Annotated in this window: 13 protein-coding genes and 2 tRNA genes; 7 read left to right on the top strand and 8 right to left on the bottom strand. The window is 45.1% G+C overall.

Going from position 1 to position 19,236, the window contains the following annotated elements; translation table 11 throughout:
- Positions 1 to 220: 220 nt before the first annotated feature.
- The 4 genes from RTR63_RS06520 to RTR63_RS06505 all read left to right on the top strand — a co-directional run bounded on the left by RTR63_RS06520 (position 221) and on the right by RTR63_RS06505 (position 4,066).
- A complete protein-coding gene (locus RTR63_RS06520) occupies positions 221 to 1,531 on the top strand; it encodes an efflux RND transporter periplasmic adaptor subunit (protein ID WP_312523331.1) in 1,311 nt (436 codons plus the stop codon).
- Between the two features lie 78 nt (positions 1,532 to 1,609).
- Positions 1,610 to 3,592, top strand: a complete 1,983-nt coding sequence (locus RTR63_RS06515; RefSeq protein ID WP_312523329.1) for a MacB family efflux pump subunit — start codon at positions 1,610 to 1,612, stop codon at positions 3,590 to 3,592.
- A gap of 257 nt (positions 3,593 to 3,849) precedes the next feature.
- A tRNA-Lys gene (locus RTR63_RS06510) sits at positions 3,850 to 3,925 on the top strand.
- Between the two features lie 65 nt (positions 3,926 to 3,990).
- Positions 3,991 to 4,066, top strand: a tRNA-Lys gene (locus RTR63_RS06505).
- A 240-nt stretch (positions 4,067 to 4,306) separates the two neighbouring features.
- On the opposite strand, the gene RTR63_RS06500 is transcribed toward RTR63_RS06505, so the two are convergent.
- The 5 genes from RTR63_RS06500 to RTR63_RS06480 form a co-directional block, all read right to left on the bottom strand.
- Positions 4,307 to 4,585, bottom strand: coding sequence for a lipoprotein (locus tag RTR63_RS06500; RefSeq protein ID WP_007115896.1), 279 nt, complete (start codon positions 4,583 to 4,585; stop codon positions 4,307 to 4,309).
- A 203-nt stretch (positions 4,586 to 4,788) separates the two neighbouring features.
- A complete protein-coding gene (ligA, locus tag RTR63_RS06495; protein ID WP_312523335.1) occupies positions 4,789 to 6,810 on the bottom strand; it encodes an NAD-dependent DNA ligase LigA in 2,022 nt (673 codons plus the stop codon).
- Between the two features lie 171 nt (positions 6,811 to 6,981).
- Positions 6,982 to 7,953, bottom strand: a complete 972-nt coding sequence (locus RTR63_RS06490; protein WP_312523328.1) for a cell division protein ZipA C-terminal FtsZ-binding domain-containing protein — start codon at positions 7,951 to 7,953, stop codon at positions 6,982 to 6,984.
- A gap of 158 nt (positions 7,954 to 8,111) precedes the next feature.
- Positions 8,112 to 11,759, bottom strand: coding sequence for a chromosome segregation protein SMC (smc, locus tag RTR63_RS06485; RefSeq protein WP_312523327.1), 3,648 nt, complete (start codon positions 11,757 to 11,759; stop codon positions 8,112 to 8,114).
- A 230-nt stretch (positions 11,760 to 11,989) separates the two neighbouring features.
- Positions 11,990 to 12,169 carry a hypothetical protein gene (locus RTR63_RS06480; protein WP_062331398.1) on the bottom strand — a complete coding sequence of 60 codons (180 nt, stop codon included), beginning with the start codon at positions 12,167 to 12,169 and terminating at the stop codon, positions 11,990 to 11,992.
- A gap of 368 nt (positions 12,170 to 12,537) precedes the next feature.
- Here RTR63_RS06480 and hemF point away from each other — a divergent pair, with 368 nt between their 5' ends.
- Positions 12,538 to 13,533: an oxygen-dependent coproporphyrinogen oxidase gene (hemF, locus tag RTR63_RS06475; protein ID WP_203172606.1), complete on the top strand. Its 996-nt coding sequence runs from the start codon at positions 12,538 to 12,540 to the stop codon at positions 13,531 to 13,533.
- A 67-nt stretch (positions 13,534 to 13,600) separates the two neighbouring features.
- Here the strand turns inward: hemF and gloA are convergent, their stop codons facing one another.
- From gloA to RTR63_RS06460, 3 genes are all read right to left on the bottom strand, one after another.
- A complete protein-coding gene (gloA, locus tag RTR63_RS06470) occupies positions 13,601 to 14,095 on the bottom strand; it encodes a lactoylglutathione lyase (protein WP_065264285.1) in 495 nt (164 codons plus the stop codon).
- A 235-nt stretch (positions 14,096 to 14,330) separates the two neighbouring features.
- Positions 14,331 to 14,972: a carbonic anhydrase gene (locus RTR63_RS06465; RefSeq protein WP_159375037.1), complete on the bottom strand. Its 642-nt coding sequence runs from the start codon at positions 14,970 to 14,972 to the stop codon at positions 14,331 to 14,333.
- A 120-nt stretch (positions 14,973 to 15,092) separates the two neighbouring features.
- On the bottom strand, positions 15,093 to 16,724 hold the full coding sequence (locus tag RTR63_RS06460) for a DUF2252 domain-containing protein (RefSeq protein WP_312523326.1): 1,632 nt from the start codon (positions 16,722 to 16,724) through the stop codon (positions 15,093 to 15,095).
- A gap of 395 nt (positions 16,725 to 17,119) precedes the next feature.
- Between RTR63_RS06460 and potA the strand changes: the two genes are divergently transcribed.
- Both potA and potB read left to right on the top strand, forming a co-directional pair.
- Complete coding sequence (gene potA / locus RTR63_RS06455; protein ID WP_409418202.1) at positions 17,120 to 18,307, top strand: spermidine/putrescine ABC transporter ATP-binding protein PotA; 1,188 nt, start codon at positions 17,120 to 17,122, stop codon at positions 18,305 to 18,307.
- Positions 18,308 to 18,362: 55 nt separating this feature from the next.
- Positions 18,363 to 19,232: a spermidine/putrescine ABC transporter permease PotB gene (gene potB / locus RTR63_RS06450; protein WP_312523333.1), complete on the top strand. Its 870-nt coding sequence runs from the start codon at positions 18,363 to 18,365 to the stop codon at positions 19,230 to 19,232.
- Positions 19,233 to 19,236 lie beyond the last annotated feature (4 nt).

The raw sequence follows: 19,236 nt of genomic DNA, 5'->3' as shown, positions 1-19,236 counted from the left end.
CATCAAACCACCACCCCCCAAATTTTTAATGTGTTTTTCTTACTCATAACATTTATTTTATAATCCAGTAAGATTATGTGGTTATAATTTATAATCCTTGCGACTTACCTATTTTTATTGCAATTTATTCTCATTTAGCTTTTAATGCTCAGTGTTAAAAACTTTATTTGTTTACCTTTCATTTTTTTCAATTGTTTATCCTTTGATAAGGCTTGGCACGATGACCGCTACCCAAAAAAAATGGCTCAAATGGGCAATCTTAAGTTTGATCGTTATTTCGCTGGCAGCGTTAGCTTATTGGTACTTTAAACCCAAACCCCAAAAACCCAATTACATCACCGCCAATGTCGAACGTAGCGATATTGAAAACAGTGTCATGGCCACGGGCAAAATTGAAGGCATTAAACAAGTGGATGTGGGCGCTCAGGTGTCAGGGGAAGTGACAAAATTGTATGTTGAAGTGGGTGATACGGTCAAAAAAGGCGATGTTATTGCTCAAATTGACCCAGTGACCCTGCAAAATACCTTAACCACGCAGCAGGCTACCTTACAGCAAAGCAAAGCGAATTTGGAAAGTGCCAAGGCCGCGTATCAGACCAAACAAGCCGCGCTTGCCACAGCGCGAGCCGACTTGAAAGGTAAAATAGCAACCTTGCAACATTCGCAAACAGAATACAATCGCCTAAAATCCTTGCTTGCCATGAATGCCGTCTCCAAACAAGAGCTGGAGCAAGCGGATACCGCTGTCAAAACAGCCCAAGCCAATGTAGAAAGCGCCAAACAAGCGATTGCGACTGCCCAAGCAAATATTGCCTCATCGCAAGCCGATATTGTTAGTGCACAGCAAACCATAAAAAAATCGCAAACGGACGTCAATACGGCTGAAAAAAATCTTGGATATAGCCGAATTGTTGCCCCGATGTCAGGCACGGTGATTTCTATCACCACCAAAGAAGGGCAAACAGTAAATGCCAATCAATCAGCCCCCACCATTGTGACATTGGCAGATTTGAGCAGTGTGCGCGTGAAAGCCAAAATATCAGAAGCCGATGTCGTTAACCTAAAAGTAGGGTTGCCTGTTTATTTCAATATCATTGGACGCCCAGATAAGAAATACCAAGCCACGCTCGATACCATTGGACCTGCGCCCGATGGCACTACCGCCAGTGATTCATCAACGTCAACGGATTCAGCGATTTATTATATTGGTTATTTTACTGTCCCCAATCCCGATGGCGCGCTACGCATCAATATGACAGCGCAAGTCTATATTGTTGAAAACAAAGTCAATAATGTGCTTAGCGTACCGGCTGCAGCAATCAAAAATGACCCAAGAATAGGCAGTTATGTTGAAGTCGTACAAGCCGATGGTAGTACCAAAAAACAAGCGGTCAAAACAGGCGTCACCAATCGTATTACCACCCAAATTCTTAGCGGCGTCAACCAAGGGGATAAGGTGGTTGTGGGTCAAGCAGCGGTGAGTAAATCAAGTTCATCGTCTAAAAATAAGGGTGGTCCACCGATGATGTAGTCATCGGTAGATGATAACCCTAGATTGTAAACGTTGATTATAACCTATGACGCATGCTAACTTTGAGATACACGGCTGATGATAACGCAAGACACCAAACAACCTGTCATGGAAGTGAAGGATTTAATCCGCGAATTTCCTGCAAGTGATGAAAAAATTCGGGTTTTACATGGGATTGACTTGACCATTTATGAAGGCGAAATGGTGGCAATTATTGGTCAATCAGGCTCGGGTAAATCCACCTTAATGAATATCTTAGGCTGCCTAGATCAGGCGACCGCGGGCAGTTACCACATCTATGGCAAAGCGGTGGACAAACTCACCGCAGACGAACTTGCCGAGCTTCGCCGTGAGCATTTTGGCTTTATTTTTCAGCGCTATCATTTACTCGGTGACATCAATGCCCAAGACAATGTCGCCGTCCCTGCCGTGTATGCAGGGATGCCCGTGCGGCAACGTGAAGCGCGCGCCACTCAATTATTAGACGACTTAGGGCTGGCGGCAAAAACCCAAAATCGCCCTAGCCAACTCTCCGGTGGTCAACAACAGCGTGTGTCTATCGCTCGTGCCTTAATGAATGGTGGCGACATTATTCTGGCTGATGAACCGACTGGGGCATTAGATAGCCAATCGGGTAAAGACGTGATGGCAATTTTAAGAAATCTAAATAGCCAAGGTCATACCATCATTATGGTGACCCACGATCCTTCTATCGCTGCCCAAGCCGAACGCGTGATTGAAATCAAAGACGGACGCATCCTCAAAGATTATTATACCGATAATAGATTTGATAAAACCAAAGAGGTTCAACACCTAAATTTTGCCAAAAAATCTGGTGTTACCGCGTTTTTGGACCGATTATCTGAAGCCTTTAAGATGTCCGTTTTGGCGATGAAAGCGCATAAAATGCGGACATTGTTAACCATGCTAGGTATTATCATCGGTATTGCCTCTGTGGTATCGGTAGTGGGTCTAGGACAAGGTTCTCAACAAAAAATTCTCAATGATATTAGCTCCTTAGGCACCAATACTTTAACCATACGAGATGGCTATAAATTTGGTGACCCTCGCCGTAAATACCATGATGATAATTTAACAGATGCCGATGCCAATGCTGTCGCAGAACAGCCGTATGTGCAAAGCGTCAGTCCACAAGTCAGCAGCAATAGCGCCACCGCCCGTTACCGTGAAACAGAAGTTTCGGTGAATGTCAGTGGCGTGGGCAAAGATTATCTAACGGTGAAAGGGGAAAAACTCGCACTTGGGCAAACCTTTAATGACAATAGTATCACCTCCATGACCCAAGATGTGATTATTGATGATAATGCAAAAACTGCCTTTTTTGCCAATGTCAGTGACCCCATTGGTGAAGTGATGTTGGTGGGTAGTGTGCCCGCTCGTGTCATCGGTGTGCTGCAGCCATCTGAGCAAGCTTTTGGTCCAAGTTCAGACACCCCTACCCTGTATATGCCTTATACCACTGTGATGCGTAGAATGGTTGGCACCAGTCATGTAGATAGTTTTATTGTGCTACTAAAAAATACTATCTCGTCTAGTGCCGCTGAGCAAGCTGTTTCTGATTTGATAGAGCAGCGCCATGGCACCGATGACTTTCGTATTCAAAACTCTGATTCAATTCGCCAGACCATTGAATCCACCACAGGCACGATGACATTACTGGTATCATCGATAGCCATTATTTCGTTGATTGTGGGGGGTATTGGCGTCATGAATATCATGCTCGTCTCAGTCACAGAGCGTACCAGTGAAATTGGTGTGCGCATGGCAGTGGGTGCAAGACAATCTGATATCATGCAGCAGTTTTTGATAGAAGCGATTTTAGTGTGTATCTTGGGCGGGGTTTTAGGCATTAGTCTAGCGTTTGGTATCGGCGCTTTAATTAACAAATTTGCAGGGGGTAATTTCCAAGTGGTGTATTCAACTACCTCCATTGTAGCGGCGGTGGTGTGTTCGACTCTCATTGGTGTGGTTTTTGGGTTTATTCCGGCGCGCAATGCCGCCAGACTCAACCCTGTTGATGCCTTATCAGGTGGTGAATAAAAGTTTCATCACCTGATTAATTAACATCTAGCCAATCAAGATTTATTTAATTAAGGCTGGATAAGTTAAAGATTAAAGGGATGAAAACGTATCATAAGTCAATGAATTTACGGCTCTATTTCGATGCAAATCTTTAGTTAAAAAAATTGTGCAAAAAGGCTTGCAAACCAAGATTTAATGCGTATAATATGCACTCACTTAACGGCAATAGCCAAAATAAAAACGTGAAAATCGTTTTTTATTGCCTTAAATGTTTTGGATCGTTAGCTCAGTTGGTAGAGCAGTGGACTTTTAATCCATTGGTCCCGCGTTCGAGTCGCGGACGATCCACCATTTATATTAGAACTTATTTTATACTGTAAAAGTTTTAATTATTAAAGAATTATCAAAGCTTTTCAGGATCGTTAGCTCAGTTGGTAGAGCAGTGGACTTTTAATCCATTGGTCCCGCGTTCGAGTCGCGGACGATCCACCATACCCAAAGCCCTTATCGAATTGATAAGGGCTTTTTTTATACGCTTGATTTTGTAACGCTATGATTCAGGCTAGCAGTTTAGGTTAGAAAAATAAAAATCACCTAGTTGAACTTATCTTTGATTGTATCAAATAGCTTGCCTAACGTTTAGCAAAGAAAAAAGCCAAACCATTAAAGGGTTGGCTTTTGACAGCATCGCTGTCGGATGCTGTCGAGATAGGCTATGACTTTTAGTATAGCTTATTTTTGGTATGGGTAGTTAGGTGATGTACTTAATACATAGCCTGTTGCCCCGCCCGCTGCTGCACCGATTGCCGCAGCTTTACCGATGTCGTTACGGTTGCCATCTGATTTTGCCAGTGCACCTAATGCTGCACCCGCTACCGCGCCTTGCGTCGCCGCGCGAGAAGAGCCTTGGGTAGTGACGCGGTTGCCATAGGCATCAGTGGTTGCACACGCTGTTAAAGCTGTTGAACCAACAAGTGTTGCAAGTACCGCAAGTGTTTTAAGTGATTTCATACTTTTCTCCAGTAGGGTTTCCATTTGCTAAAATGTCAAATTCTTTTAGCAACTTACGGAAGTTATATTAGCGTAAATTTTTCACCCTATTGTTATGAATAAAGACTGATTTATACGTGTTTTGTAAGTAACCTTGCTAGAGTTTGGGCAACAAATAGCTTACTCAAGGTTACGTTAACTTTTTCTACAATATCAAGCATATATTAGGCATGATAACTGTTTAATAAATCGGTGAATTGCGCTTCAGTGACTACTTTTACCCCCAGTTTTTCGGCATTGGCAAGTTTACTACCCGCTTTTTCGCCTGCGAGCAGTGCGGTGGTCTTGGCAGAAACACTGCCTGAGACTTTTGCCCCTAATGCTTGCAGTTTGGCTTTGGCTTCATCGCGTCCCATGCTTTCAAGGGTGCCTGTAATGACCCAACTTTGACCTTTAAGCGGCTGATTACCTTCAGGCACTGGGCTGACAGGCTGCCAATGAATACCGGCTTGTAATAATCGATTGATGACTTCGATATTGTGCTCGGCACGAAAAAACTCAAAAATCGAGTCTGCGGTTTTTTCACCGACATCGGGGGTTTTTTGTAAGGCTTCGATACTCGCTGCCATGAGCGGCTGCAAGTCGCCAAATTGCATGGCTAAATTCATCGCTGTGCTCTCACCCACGCCACCAATACCCAAGGCAAAGATAAACCGCGGTAAGGTCGTATCTTTACTTTTTTCAATGGCGGCTAGCATATTTTCGACAGATTTTTCCCCCAATTTTTCAAGGTTGATGAGCGCATCGCGGTGATTGTTAAGCGCATAAATATCTGCGACATTTTTAACAATACCTTGCTCAAAAAAGTTAATCAACCAGCGTTCACCGAGCCCATCGATATCCATCGCTTTACGACTGACAAAATGAATCAGTGCTTCTTGTTGCTGGGCTGGGCAAAATAGCCCGCCGGTGCATCGTGCCAGCGCTTCACCTTCTGGCATGATAACGGGTGAATCACACACCGGGCAATGCGTCGGCAAGCTCACCACTTGGGCATTGGCAGGGCGCTCGTCCGTCCAAACGCGCGTAACTTTGGGAATGACATCACCGGCACGGTGTACGCTGACCATGTCCCCTGCTCGAATGTCTAAACGCTGAATTTCACCGATATTATGCAGGGTCACATTGCTCACAGTGACGCCACCGACATTGACAGGTTCAAGTTTGCCCACAGGCGTCAACTGACCTGTGCGCCCAACTTGCCATTCAATCGCATTTAGACGCGTCATCACAGTTTCGGCAGGGAATTTATAGGCGGTTGCCCAGCGTGGTTCACGGCTTAAAGTGCCTAGTTGCTCTTGTAAGGCTAAACTATTGACCTTAATCACCGTGCCATCAATTTCAAAGGGTAAGCGACTGCGTTTTTCAATCACCGCTTGATAATACGCTTGCAGCTGCGCGGCTGTTTGCACGATTTTGATATCGCTAATGCTAAACCCCAACGCTTTTAGCCAAAAAAGCGCATCGGATTGGGTGGTAATCTCAGCGGGTAAGCCTTGATTGACGGAATAGGCATAAAACGCCAGTGGACGACTTTTGGCGATATTTGGGTCAAGTTGGCGCAAACTTCCCGCAGCGGCATTACGCGGATTGGCAAAGGTTTTCTCCCCTTTCGCCTGTGCATCACGATTGAGCTTGGCAAACCCTGCTTTGGGCATGAGTACTTCGCCGCGCACTTCTAGCCGTGGTATATCAATCGCCAGCTGCAGGGGTAGATTTCGAATAGTACGCACGTTTTGGGTAATATCTTCGCCCGTTTGACCATCGCCGCGCGTGACCGCTTGGGTCAACTGCCCGTTTTGGTACAACAGTGAAACCGCAAGCCCATCAAGTTTGAGCTCGACTTCATATTCGGGGTTTTGCTGATGGTCTGCCAAACGGTCATTGACCCGTCGCATAAAGTTCTGTAAATCGTCAAAGGTAAATAAATTACCCAGTGACAGCATGGGTATTTGGTGGGTGACTTGGGTAAAAAATGGCAACGGCTTGTCGCCTACTTGGTTGGTAGGGCTATCGCTTTGTACCAATTCAGGATACGCGGTTTCTAATGCCACCAGTTCTTGGCGAAGTTGGTCGTATTCGCTATCTTCTAACAGCGGATTATCTAAGACGTAGTAAGCGTGGTTATGTTGTTTTAGCTGTGCAATGAGTTTGCGCATTTGCGCAGTAATGGCGGCTGTGTTCATAATCATGATGATTTAAAAAAGATAACGGATATTTTACAACAAAGTGATGGTTTAATTGGTCAATTTTTTCCGTCATCAGGTCAGTCAAAACAGTAAACATTTTGACCATAAAGCTTTTTAACCATAAAAAAAGGCACTCGCGAGGAGCACCTTTTTTTATTTTAGTAAAATCTATCGACCAAAATTAATGGCAAGCTCGCGCATGGCTTGGGTATTTTCTTTGTTAATCGGCTCGCCTGTGTCGTCATATACTGTGGCATTTAGGTCATTGGCAAGCAATCCTGCGATACTCATCATGCTATCAAAGCCTTGAACAGGGCGTGGGTGTGGGAGCGATAAAAATAGTACCAAGCCTTTCATGGTTTGCATCGGTAGTCGATTGAGATCGAAAGGTGAAATACCTTCATTATCAATCATCATCAGACTAAACCACAATAAGCCTGTCCCGTCTTTGTTTTCGTAGCGATGGAACATATTCATCGCACCAAACTTCAAGCCATACTTGTCAATCAGCTCTAACAAATAATCGCCTTTAATGTCGACAAACTGCTGATTGGGAAAAATACTGATGTTGATATTTTGAATGGCGTTGTTGAGTGGGCTGTTTTGTTCTTCGTCAATTTGCGCTTGGATATGGGTGTCCAAAATTGGGCTGTTATCGGTAAAGCTGTCATTTTTTAGCTGATTTTCATCGAAAGTATGCACAACCGGGGTGATAGTCTCTGTGGCATTGGCAAGCATGCTAAAAGCGTCGTTTTCGTTTTCCACAAATGTATGGGTTTCTGCCAATAATTTGTCATTGGCAGATTTAGTGACATTAGCATTGGCATTGGCATTGGCATTGGCATTGGCAAAACCGCCATTGGCTGGATAGTTATCTAGGTGCAACTCGGTATCGTCCGCGCTTAGCTTTACTTCGCCTTTAGGATTGTCGGATGTAATTTCCGCTTTGAATAACTGGCTTTCTTGGGGCTCAGGGCGCTGATGGCGCGGAATAATAGGTAAACCATCTTTGTCATGCTCAATCGCGTCAGTCGCTAATACATCTTGGTTTTTTTGACGAATGGATTTTAGTAGCGTGTAAATACCCCAAACGATAGCAACAACCGCAAGAATGATAAGAATAAGCTGAGTGATAGACATAAACAACGACCTTTGAGAAAGACGATAACGACCCTGTTTGTAGTGTAAAAATTTTTACATCGGTATTTTTGCCGTTATACTATCATGACTTCATAAAATCAGCTAGAAAAAACCGTGACAAGGCTTGACTTTTTGCGTATTTGACAGGTGAAAATCGCTTATGCCAAATAAGCTTCCACCTCAGCCATATCCACACTGACCAGCTTGGACACCCCTGCCGTTGGCATGGTCACACCTTTGAGCTCATCGGCAATTTGCATGGCAAGTTTGTTATGACTGATAAAAACAAACTGTACGTCTTTGGCAAGCTGCTCAATTAAGCGGGTAAAGCGCGCGACATTGGCATCATCGAGCGGCGCATCGACTTCATCGAGCACACAAAATGGCGCGGGCTGCTGTTTAAAAATAGCAAAGATTAAACTTAGCGCCGTTAAGGTTTTCTCACCGCCTGATAACAGCGCCAGCCTACTGTTCTTTTTGCCTTTCGGCTGCGCCATAAGCTCTAATCCTGACTGCCAGCCTTTGCCGCTGTTATCTTTGTCATTGGTATGGTCTGATAACACCAACTGCGCTTGCCCGCCGCCAAATACTTGGGTAAATAGCTTGTTAAGCTCGATATTGACTTGGGTCAACATATCCATAAAAAGCTGTTTGGTCTGACTGTCAATCTGCTGGATAGCAAGTTGTAATTTTTCAATGCTTGCGGTCAAATCCGAGATTTGCTCAGCAAGGGGCGCCAAGCGGCTGTTCACTTCACCGAGCTCAGCCACCGCGGCATGATTGACTGCCCCAAGATTAACCACCTGTGATGCTAACTGATCGAGTTGTTGTTGTAGTTGCTCGCGTTTGCTGCTACCCAGTAAATCAATGTTGTCAGTTTTTGGCACGGCGATTTTGCGACCAGTCAATTGCTCACCAATTAATGCGACGTTTTGCTTGGCTAGTGCCAATGCGGTGTCGGTGGTGTGATATTGCTGTTGTAGTTGGCTTAACTGCTGCTGAGACTCTTGCACACCCAATTGCGCTTGATGTAGCTCGGTTTCCATGGTTTTCAAGGTGATTGTCAATTGGGTAACGCTGTCATTGGCGGTTTGCAGTTGCGTCGAGTCCAACGTGAGTTGCTGTTGTAGCTGTGGCAAGCGTGCCTGTTGCTCGCTAATTTTATGACTCAGCAGCTGCTGCTCGCTGGTGAATCTTGCTTGGTCTTGCTCAGCTTTGGCAAGTTGCTGCTCACTTGCGGTGATTTGCAATTGTCCGGTTGCCAGTGTTTGGGTGATGCGATTTTGTTGTTGTTCTAGCTCGCGCTGCTGACTGGTAAACTGGTTTAAGCGTTCATCGAGTGACTGGCGCTCGCTGATTTGTTGCTGTAATTGCGGTTGTAAATGCGAAAGCGTGTTGCTTAGCTCATACACCCGCTGTTGTTCTTGCTGCAATTTGTCCGCAAAACCTAGCCCCTCTTGTTGTAGACGCTCGCTGTCACTATCGAGGCGTTTTTTATCTTGCGTAAGTTTATCGAGTGCGGATTGATAGTGATACTGCTGTTGTAGTTTTCGTTGCTGGCATTGCTGTTGTTGCTGGGTTAGGCTTAGCAGTTGATTACGCGCGGTTCGGTCTTGCGCTTGCCATTCTTGCAGACTAACCTTCGCTTGTTGCAAGCGATTGGCTAGACGCTGTAGTTGCGGTTGTTGCTGCGCTAAGTGTTCATCGAGCTCTTCAATACGGGCTTCATTCATCAACTGCTGGCTAAAACTGATAACCTGCTGACCCTCAGCTTGCAACAAATGGCTTAGGTTAATCAGCAGCTGCTGATTACAGAGTATCAGCTGTTGCGCTGAGGTATGCACCAGCAACCAATCGCCCGTTGGTAAGTTATCGAGCAGCCCTTTATCCTGCACATCTGCCCAGTCAAGTGGCGTCGCACTGATCCAAACCTGCTGAAAAATAGCCAAATTGGGCGCCGCAATCAAAGCAGACAGTGGCAAACAACCTTCTATTAGATGACTGTTCGCTGTGTGATTTTTCGAAGTGTTAGGTAAAGTTGATTGATTATCAATAAACACCGCATGGTCATGGACGATTTGGGCAAAATCTTGGTCAGCGGCGATAGACCATTTGGCAAATACCGTAACTAGGGTATCAAAAACATTGGCATACCCCTTACCTGTTTCGGTCAATTGCAGTTGACTGATAAGTTTTGGCAAACTGCTAGTGTGTTCTTGATTGGCTGACTGGTAAATAACTTTGTCAAGCTCAGACTGCTGCTGTGCTAGCAAATTTTGTAGTGTCGCTTGCTCGGTTTGCCACGCTTGGTACTGCTGCTCAGCTTGGCGATGCTGATGGGTTAAGCTGTCAACTTCATCGGCTTGGTCAGCGATAGATTCTTGACGGGCGATGATATTGGCTTCAAGACGTTCAATCTCATCACTGAGTCTCGTCATTTGTGTGTCTAGCTCGTTGTCATCAAACGCTGCAAATTGCTGATCAAATGCGGCCTTAGCAGTCAGCCATGCCAGTACGGCTTTGTCATGTTCGCTTTGGCGTTGTTGGTGGCGCTGTTGTTGGTTGGCATGGTGTTTGAGGGCGTTTTCACTGACGGCAAGATTTTTTTCTACGTCTTGCTTTTGCTTATTTAACGCCACTAAATTTTTTGCAATTTGCTCACGCTGCTGTTTGCAATCATCTTGTTCATCACGCAATTGCTGCAACTGTGCGGTGAGCTGTTCAAGCTTTGCAGGTAAGCCTTCAATACGCATTTGTGCTTGCTGTTTTTGTGCTTGCAACTCTTGTTGATACGCTGCAAAACGACCCAGCTCAACATTGAGGATATTAAGGCGTTGTTGGTCATTGGCAAGGGCTTGCTCAGCTTGTTTCAGTAGACTTTGCGTTTCATGCTGCTGCTGCCAATAATCCTTAGCAAGATTTTGCTGGGTTTGTAGAGTGTGCTGTTGCTCAGTCAGAGCCTGCTGGGCAAGTTGCTGCTGCTCGATTAATCCCTCAATGAATACTTGCTGAGCATCCACACGCTCACGCATCGCTTGAAAATCTGCCGCGAGGGTTTGCTGTTTTTGCCATGCCTGCCCATAGTCATCGATGAGTAGCTGCTCACTGATCGCCTGCTGCGCTTGTTGCCATTGCTGGGCTTGTTGTGCTGTTTTGGCTTGTTTTTCCAGGCGTTTTTGTTGGCTGGTCAGTTCGCTGACCATATCATGCAGCCGCGCTAAATTATCGCTTGCGGTATCAAGCTGTTTTTGGGTGTCATCACGCCGGCTTTGGTAGCGCGACACGCCCGACGCCTCTTCGATAAACTCTCGTAGCTGCAACGCATTGGCATCAATGATGCGCCCTATCATACCCTGCTCAATCACCGCATACGAGCGCGCACCAAGGCCTGTACCCAAAAAAATATCGACCACATCGCGGCGGCGTACTTTGGTGCCATTGATAAAGTAATCGGATTTGCCTTCTTTATTGATTTGCCGACGTACCGATAATTCTTGATACAGATTTAGCGCGTGGTGGATGCCGCTGCTACCATCTTCGCCGCGGGTATGTTCAAACACCAATTCTACGCTTGCCAAGCTTTTGGCGGACTTGTCTTGCGTGCCTGCAAAAATGACATCACTCATCGCGCCGCCGCGGAGCTGCTTGGCGGAGGATTCGCCCAGCACCCAGCGGATGGCATCAATCACATTGGATTTGCCGCAGCCGTTGGGCCCGACAATCGCGGTGATGGTTTTGGGGAAATGAAACGTTGTAGGATTGGCAAAGGATTTAAAGCCTGCCAGCTTGAGCTGTTTTAACCGCATTTTCTAGAGTGTAGGTATCAAAAAAAGGCGCTTATTTTAGCAAAATTTTAGCGATTATTCATTAAATCTATGCTGACTTGATCTATGCTGAATTGGTACACACAAATCAGGCTAAACCTGCTAAAACCTTAAGCTGATAAATCTGCCATGGCATAAAAAAAAGCATAAAAAAAAGCATAAAAAAACCGCTAAGCGGCTTAGCGGTTTTATCAATCATGTTTTCGCCACTATTATTTTGCCGGTGACGCAGTAGCAGTCGCGGTATTCGCCGTTGCAGTCGCTGTATTGGCGGGTACAGACGCTGTTGTGGTGGTCGTTGTCGTCGTGGTGGTTTCAGTTTTGGCTTCTTCTTTTTTGCCACAACCCACAAGGCTGATGACCGTCACTAATGCGATTAATAATTTATTCATGGTTTTCTCCAAAAACGGTTAATGTAATCATCCATCTGATAACTTGATAGTGCGATAACTATATGATCCCAATAACTATATCGCTAAATCAATCAGTATCACTGGGCTAATCAGTTTATAAAATCTCAACTCAATTTTATCAAGACGTCATGGCATTTTATGAGTTTTCTGACCGTTTGGATAGCGGCTGTGACGATTTTTTTAACGGTTTTATGTAAATATTTATGCGTGTCATCAGTCAATACGCCCAATACGCTAAATTTTACCCACGCGATTATGTGTTACAATGATTATTAAAAATCAATCACTAAAAATTAACCGCTAAAATTTAATCGCTAAAAATTTTTAAAAGAACTATTGCTATGTCTATGCTGCTCTCCTCACCCAATGTTCAAGCCGTTCGCGCCTATTTACTTGATTTACAAGACCGTATTTGCCAAGCGCTAGAACACCAAGAAGCCACTGGCGGCTTTAATCTATATGCTGAAGGTGCCAGCAATGCCAAATTTGTCGCCGATGTTTGGGAGAGACCCACTGAGCAAGGCACCCATCAAAATTTGGGCGGTGGTCGCTCCAATGTACTTCAAGGCGGCAAAGTGATCGAAAAAGGCGGGGTGATGTTTAGCCACATTGTTATCAACCATCTGCCAGCCACTGCCACCGCTCGCCACCCTGAACTTGCTGGTCGCCAAGCACAAGCACTCGGTGTCTCACTGGTGATTCATCCGACCAATCCTAACGTGCCAACCAGTCATGCCAACGTACGGATGTTTATCGCGGAAAAAGAAGGCTACGAGCCGATTTGGTGGTTTGGTGGGGGCTTTGATTTAACGCCGTTTTATCCTGTGATGGAAGACTGTGTGCATTGGCACCAAGTGTGTCATGATTTGTGCGCGCCGTTTGGGGCAGATATTTATCCCAAGTTTAAGACGTGGTGCGATGAGTATTTTTATTTAAAGCATCGTAACGAACAACGCGGCATCGGCGGCTTGTTTTATGATGATTTGAACACGCTTAGCATGGGCTGGGATTTTGATAAGTGCTTTGCGTTTATGCAGGCGGTAGGCAATGGCTACCTTAAAGGTATTATCCCGATTTTTGAGAAACGCAAACACACGCGCTATACCGAGCCGCAGCGTAATTTTCAGTTGTACCGTCGCGGTCGCTATGTCGAATACAATCTGGTGTATGACCGCGGTACTTTGTTTGGCTTGCAATCAAACGGGCGCATTGAGTCGATTTTGGTCAGTCTGCCGCCGCTCACCGGCTGGGAATATCGTTATGAGCCTCTCGCAGGAACGCCTGAATTTGAACTCACGGATTTTTATCTAAAACCCAGAGATTGGCTGAACCTCAAGGCTTAACAAAACACAATCTTAATAAAACACCATAAAAAAGGGCAATCACAGTTGCCCTTTTTTTCATGGGCGATTAACCCATTAAGTTTGGTTGTACGATTTCTATCCAGTAACCATCTGGATCCAAGATGAAGGCAATATCTTTCATCGTACCTTCTTCAGGGCGTTTTTTGAAGGTGACTTGATGTTGCTCAAACCAAGCAACCGCTTCTTGCAGATTTGGCACGGCAAAACAAATATGCCCAAATCCTTGTGGTTCGCTGTTGCCACTGTGATAGTGAAACTCTGCATCAGACTCCGTGCCATAATTATGGGTCAATTCTAGCACCCCTGGCTGACTAAAGGTAAATGCTGCTAGCGCGGCAGTATCGGTCGGCAAATTTGCCACCTGTTCATCGGTAAGCTTTGCCAAAAAATACAAATCAAATTCCGCTTGTGGATAGCGTTTGGTTTGTAGTAGCGTCATGCCTAATACATCTTGATAAAAAGCCAAAGACACTTGCGGGTCTTTCACCCTAAGCATGGTGTGATTAAAGATAAACCCATTGGTAGCGGACAAGTTTGACATAGTGATCCTTATTGTAATATGCCTCTAAAAGAAAAAACCTTAAAAGAAAAAGACGTTGACTAAACGTCATTAATAACGACAGTTTGCCAAAAATTCAATACTGTTTAATTTTAATTAACTTTTGGGTAAAAATATAGCCGTCATTTCTCATAACATCATGGCTAATAATATTACATAACATTGCACTTAGGTAAGCTGCTCAATTGGCTATTTACTATTCTCTATGCAATATTTGCTACTCAATAAATGTCACTTTACCGGTGTCCAAATCATACACCGCCCCAACAATAATTAAGCTACCATTATTAACCGCATCTTCAAGAATACGAGAGCCGTGTTTGAGCTGGGTGACTGACATACGCACGTTGGCTTTAATCCCGCGATTAATCAACTCTTGCTCGTCAATGTCTTGTCCATTGGCGGTATAAATTTCATGCAAGTTGTACACACTGGGACGGATACGGTCAACAATCGAACGTAAATTGGGGGAAAACTGCTGATCAGGATTGATCAGTGTCTCCACACAAGCCGTCACCGCGCCGCAATGTGAATGACCCAACACCACGACTAACTTGGTACCGAATTTCTCAGTGGCAAACTCAACCGAGCCAATCTGAGACGGCGCGACTACGTTACCTGCTACACGAATGACGAATAAATCACCCAAACCTTGATCAAAGACAATCTCAGCAGGCACGCGCGCATCAGAACAACCCAAAATAATCGCAAACGGTTCATGCACATGGGTGAGCGCATTAGACGCTAGCAAGGTTGATTGGGGGTTTTGCACATTCTCTACGAATCGTGCGTTGCCTTGTTTGAGCATCTCGAGCGCTTGCTCGGCAGTTTCGGGACGCGGTAAGTGACTGTTTGGCATTTGGTTTTCTCCTTTCACCTAGGGACAATAACGAAATTTGTGATGATATAAAACGCGATATTTTTTATCATTTTAAACTTTTTAAAACTCAAAATTTTTTTCAAGACGGTTGTATAGCTACTATAATACCTCATCGCCTGCCACAGCAATATGCCCATCAGCTATTTGGTTCATAAATTGCGCATAATCTTGGGCATTGCGAGCGGCAGTTTGCTCGGCATAGGCTTGCATGACAGGGATGAATTCACTGCCATTGCCCAGATAGCCCATAAGCGTATCGGCATTGCCCGCTTTGGTATGCGCATGCGCCAAGGCATGGCCACAGCTTTCAATATATTCGTAAAAATGGGCAGCCGTCATGCTCTCAAGAGACGCGGAATACTTCATATCCCGCAGCTGCCTGACATAAAAATCCATCTCAAAGTTATCAAGCGATGCATAGCCCAAGAAAATATCACTCGATGCCTGCATCAATTGTTGCCCTTCAACCACGCGCTTGCCTTGATGGCTAAATTGTTTTGCCAGTAAGGGTGTCAAGATAGACGCTTTGGCTTGCTTCATTTGCAATATCAGCGGCTCATGGTCGGCATCTTGGAATAATGCCACCGCACACACAGTACCGACACTCCCCACCCCAACTACTTTGAGTGCCACATCGGTAAAATCATAGCGGTCAAACAACACTTGTCTATCTGACTTTAGGGTATCTCGATAAGCGTCAAAAAAGGCGTGGCTACCGGCAAAAAAAGGCTGTCCTCGGTGTGGTGGTCGCTGCAATTCACCGTCCGTTTTAAACGCATGTAACCCTGTGACAGTATCACGCTCAGTCAATTTTGGCAGCATTTTTACCGCATCATTTTTTTTGGCTTTTTCAAAATCGGCATGACGGCGTTTACGAACAGTCACGTCTTCGGTATTTGCCAATATTTTATGGGTGTCGATTTTTTCATACCACACTTGTAGCGGTGATAAGCTGCAATGCGCTTCTAATCCATCAAGGTAACTGGTCAGCAGTTTTTCAATGGCCTTATAGCCCACCGATTCTACATACTTAAAACTTTGACTGGCGATTAAAATACTGGCGACCAGTCGCTGCAAATCCCATTCAAATGGCGCAACGATGGTTTCATCAAAATCATTAATGCCAAATAATAAATTGCGCTCAGGACTGGCATAACCGCCGAAATTACTAACATGACAATCGCCGCAAATCTGCTGAAATAGCCCAGAATGTTGCCCCTGCCATGCTTGGTCAAACAGCATCAAAGCGGGCATCCCGCGAAAAAAAGTAAACGGCGATACACTCATGCGCTTGGCACGGATGGGCAGCAGTTCTGATAAGCGACCTTGATTGGACCAATGATAAAGACTGAGCGCGTCGATGGCAGTCGGACGTTGGCTGATGGCAGCCAAGGTTTTTAATGGATACGCCTTACGCTGCTGTTTGCCAAGTGCAATACTATCCGCTTGGGTTAGTAGCTTGCCTTGGTAGCGATGGCGCGTCAAATCCACACACTGAGCATGATGTAAGGATTTGGGTAAAGCGATAGCGATGGGCAGCGCGGCTGTTGTGTCCTTTGTTGGTTTTTTGGTCGCTGTTTCTTTAGCGGTTGGTTTTTTTGCGGGTATTTTGTTAGCCGTGGTTTGAGAAGCCGTATTGTTTGCGCCTGTTTGAGTGGTTGTTGTTTGGGCATTTGTTGTTTGAGTGGCTGTTTGAGTCGTTGGGTCTTGAGGCTTTTTTTTGCTAGGCATGGCGTGTCTCTTAAATTTTCAATAGGTAAATGTCCAATAGGTAAATATTCAATAGCTAAATGTTCAATCGGTCACTGGCTAAATTATCATCACATCAAAGTCGTTCAAGCTTGCTATTTTAATGGCTTTGGTAAAAAGTTACGTTGCTGATTTGTGCCAAATCAACCCCTTATTCTCTACTAAAATTAGCCACTAAAATTTTATGAATAGTAGGTCAATTTTCAGTAACATTTTTTAATTTTAGCCGTTATACTGAACGCAACTTTTAACTGTATTTTCACAGGTGAAACTATCGAAAAACTCTGTATTTATGTTGTCATGCTGATTGCGCGTTGACCCTATCATAAATATGCCATTTTAGCCCGCTATTTTAGCCTTGCCGTGAGATTGTGCCTATGTCTGCATCAACGTCCGCATCAACGCCACAAACCACCCTAAACGCACCATCAGCTATGCCTGATAGCGCCCAGCCGACCAACCAAAAACCGGTACTACTACAAATCCGTCATTTATCCAAATCTTATGGCGATACCCAAATTTTGCAAAATATCAATCTAGATATTTATGACGGGGAGTTTTTGACGCTGCTGGGGCCTTCTGGGTGCGGCAAAACTACCCTGCTACGCTTGATTGGCGGGTTTGAGCTACCCAATGCCGGTAGTTTGCATCTAGAAGGGGTTGATATTGCAGGCTTACCTGCGGAAAAACGTCCGATTAATACGGTATTTCAGCAGTATGCCCTGTTTCCGCACATGAATGTGTACGACAATATCGCCTATGGACTAAAACTTAAAGGCGTGCCCAAAACCGAAATCGACCAGCGGGTGCGGGAAGCGTTGGCGATGGTACAACTTGACCATACCATCAATCGTCGTCCGCAAGATTTGTCGGGGGGTCAGCAGCAGCGTATCGCTATCGCCCGCGCCGTGGTGAATCGCCCAAAAATGCTGCTACTTGATGAACCTCTATCAGCGCTCGATGCCAAACTACGTGAGCAAATGCAATCAGAACTCAAACGCTTGCAGCGTGAACTGGGTATTACCTTTGTATTCGTGACCCACGACCAACAAGAAGCCTTGTCGATGTCTGACCGGATTGCCGTCATGAAAAACGGCGTATTCCAGCAAATTGATACGCCCATTGGCATCTATGAATCGCCTGCCAATTTATTTACCGCAAGCTTTATTGGCGAGACCAATTTGTTTAAAGGTAAAGTGCTAGAGGTCAACCCAGCCAGCATCAAAGTGGAAGTGGTCGAGCAAAATGACGGCTTTCATCCGGTTCGTGAATTGCCCCGTCCAAAATTTGACGTGCAAGTCGGTCAAAATGTCAACTTACTACTGCGCCCTGAAGATATCCGCGTGTACTACACCCATGAAGGGCATGAAGGCTTAATCGGCAACGTGGTAGACAGTGCTTATAAAGGCAGCACATTAGATTCTGTGATTCGATTAAAAAACGGCAATATCGTCAAAACGTCAGAGTACTTTAACGAAGACGATCCGAATTTTAACTATAAACTGGGGCAAGAAGTGCGTATTGACTGGGTCGATGGTTGGGAGTGGATTTTGCCAGATGAATAATACTACTTCACCTTCGACCTCTAGCATTTCGACTGCTAACACGCCTGCCCCTGTTATGACAAAACAAGGCGGGCGCGGTTTTCAGCGTGCGACCCTGTTTGTGATTTGGGCATGGTTGATTATTTTTGCCCTGATTCCCAATATCTTGGTGATTGCCGCCAGTTTTTTGACCCGGGATGAAGATAAGTTTTTAACACTGCCTGTCACCCTCGACAACTATATTCGATTGATTGATCCGCTTTATTTAAAAGTGTTTTTACATTCGCTGTCGATGGCAGGGATGACGACGATTATCTGTTTGCTGCTCGGTTATCCATTTGCCTATCTGGTCAGTAAAGCGGATAAAAAATGGCAGTCATTATTGATGTTATTGCTAGTGATTCCTTTTTGGACCAACTCATTGGTGCGCCTGTATGCGGTGAAACTCATTATGGCGGCCAATGGTCTACTTAGCACCATGCTGATTAACCTTGGGCTTATCAACGAGCCACTGCAAATTTTATATACCCAAAAAGCGGTTATTGGCGGTTTGGTGTATTTGCTGTTTCCGTTTATGGTACTGCCCCTGTATGCGGTATTTGTGGATTTGCGTGACGATTATATTTTGGCATCCAAAGATTTGGGCGCTAACAAGCTACAAACCTTTTGGCACGTGATTTTGCCGCTCACTACGCCAGGGATTATTTCAGGGGTATTGCTGGTACTGTTGCCTGCCATGGGCATGTTTTATGTGGCGGATATCTTGGGCGGTTCGCGCAACTTGTTGGTGGGTAATATCATCAAATCGCAGTTTTTGGATGCCCGTGACTGGCCATTTGGTGCCGCGGCGTCCGTACTATTGACGCTTGCCATGGCATTGCTGATTATCGCGTATCGAGCCAGTAGCAAACGCATTGGCAAAACTGACTACAACGAAGTGGCATAAGGGG

This window comes from Moraxella sp. CTOTU47724 (assembly GCF_032014955.1).
Taxonomy (GTDB): Bacteria; Pseudomonadota; Gammaproteobacteria; order Pseudomonadales; family Moraxellaceae; genus Faucicola; species Faucicola tetraodonis.
Note: the sequence above shows the minus strand (reverse complement) of the source record. Positions and strands in the feature narration are given on the sequence as shown.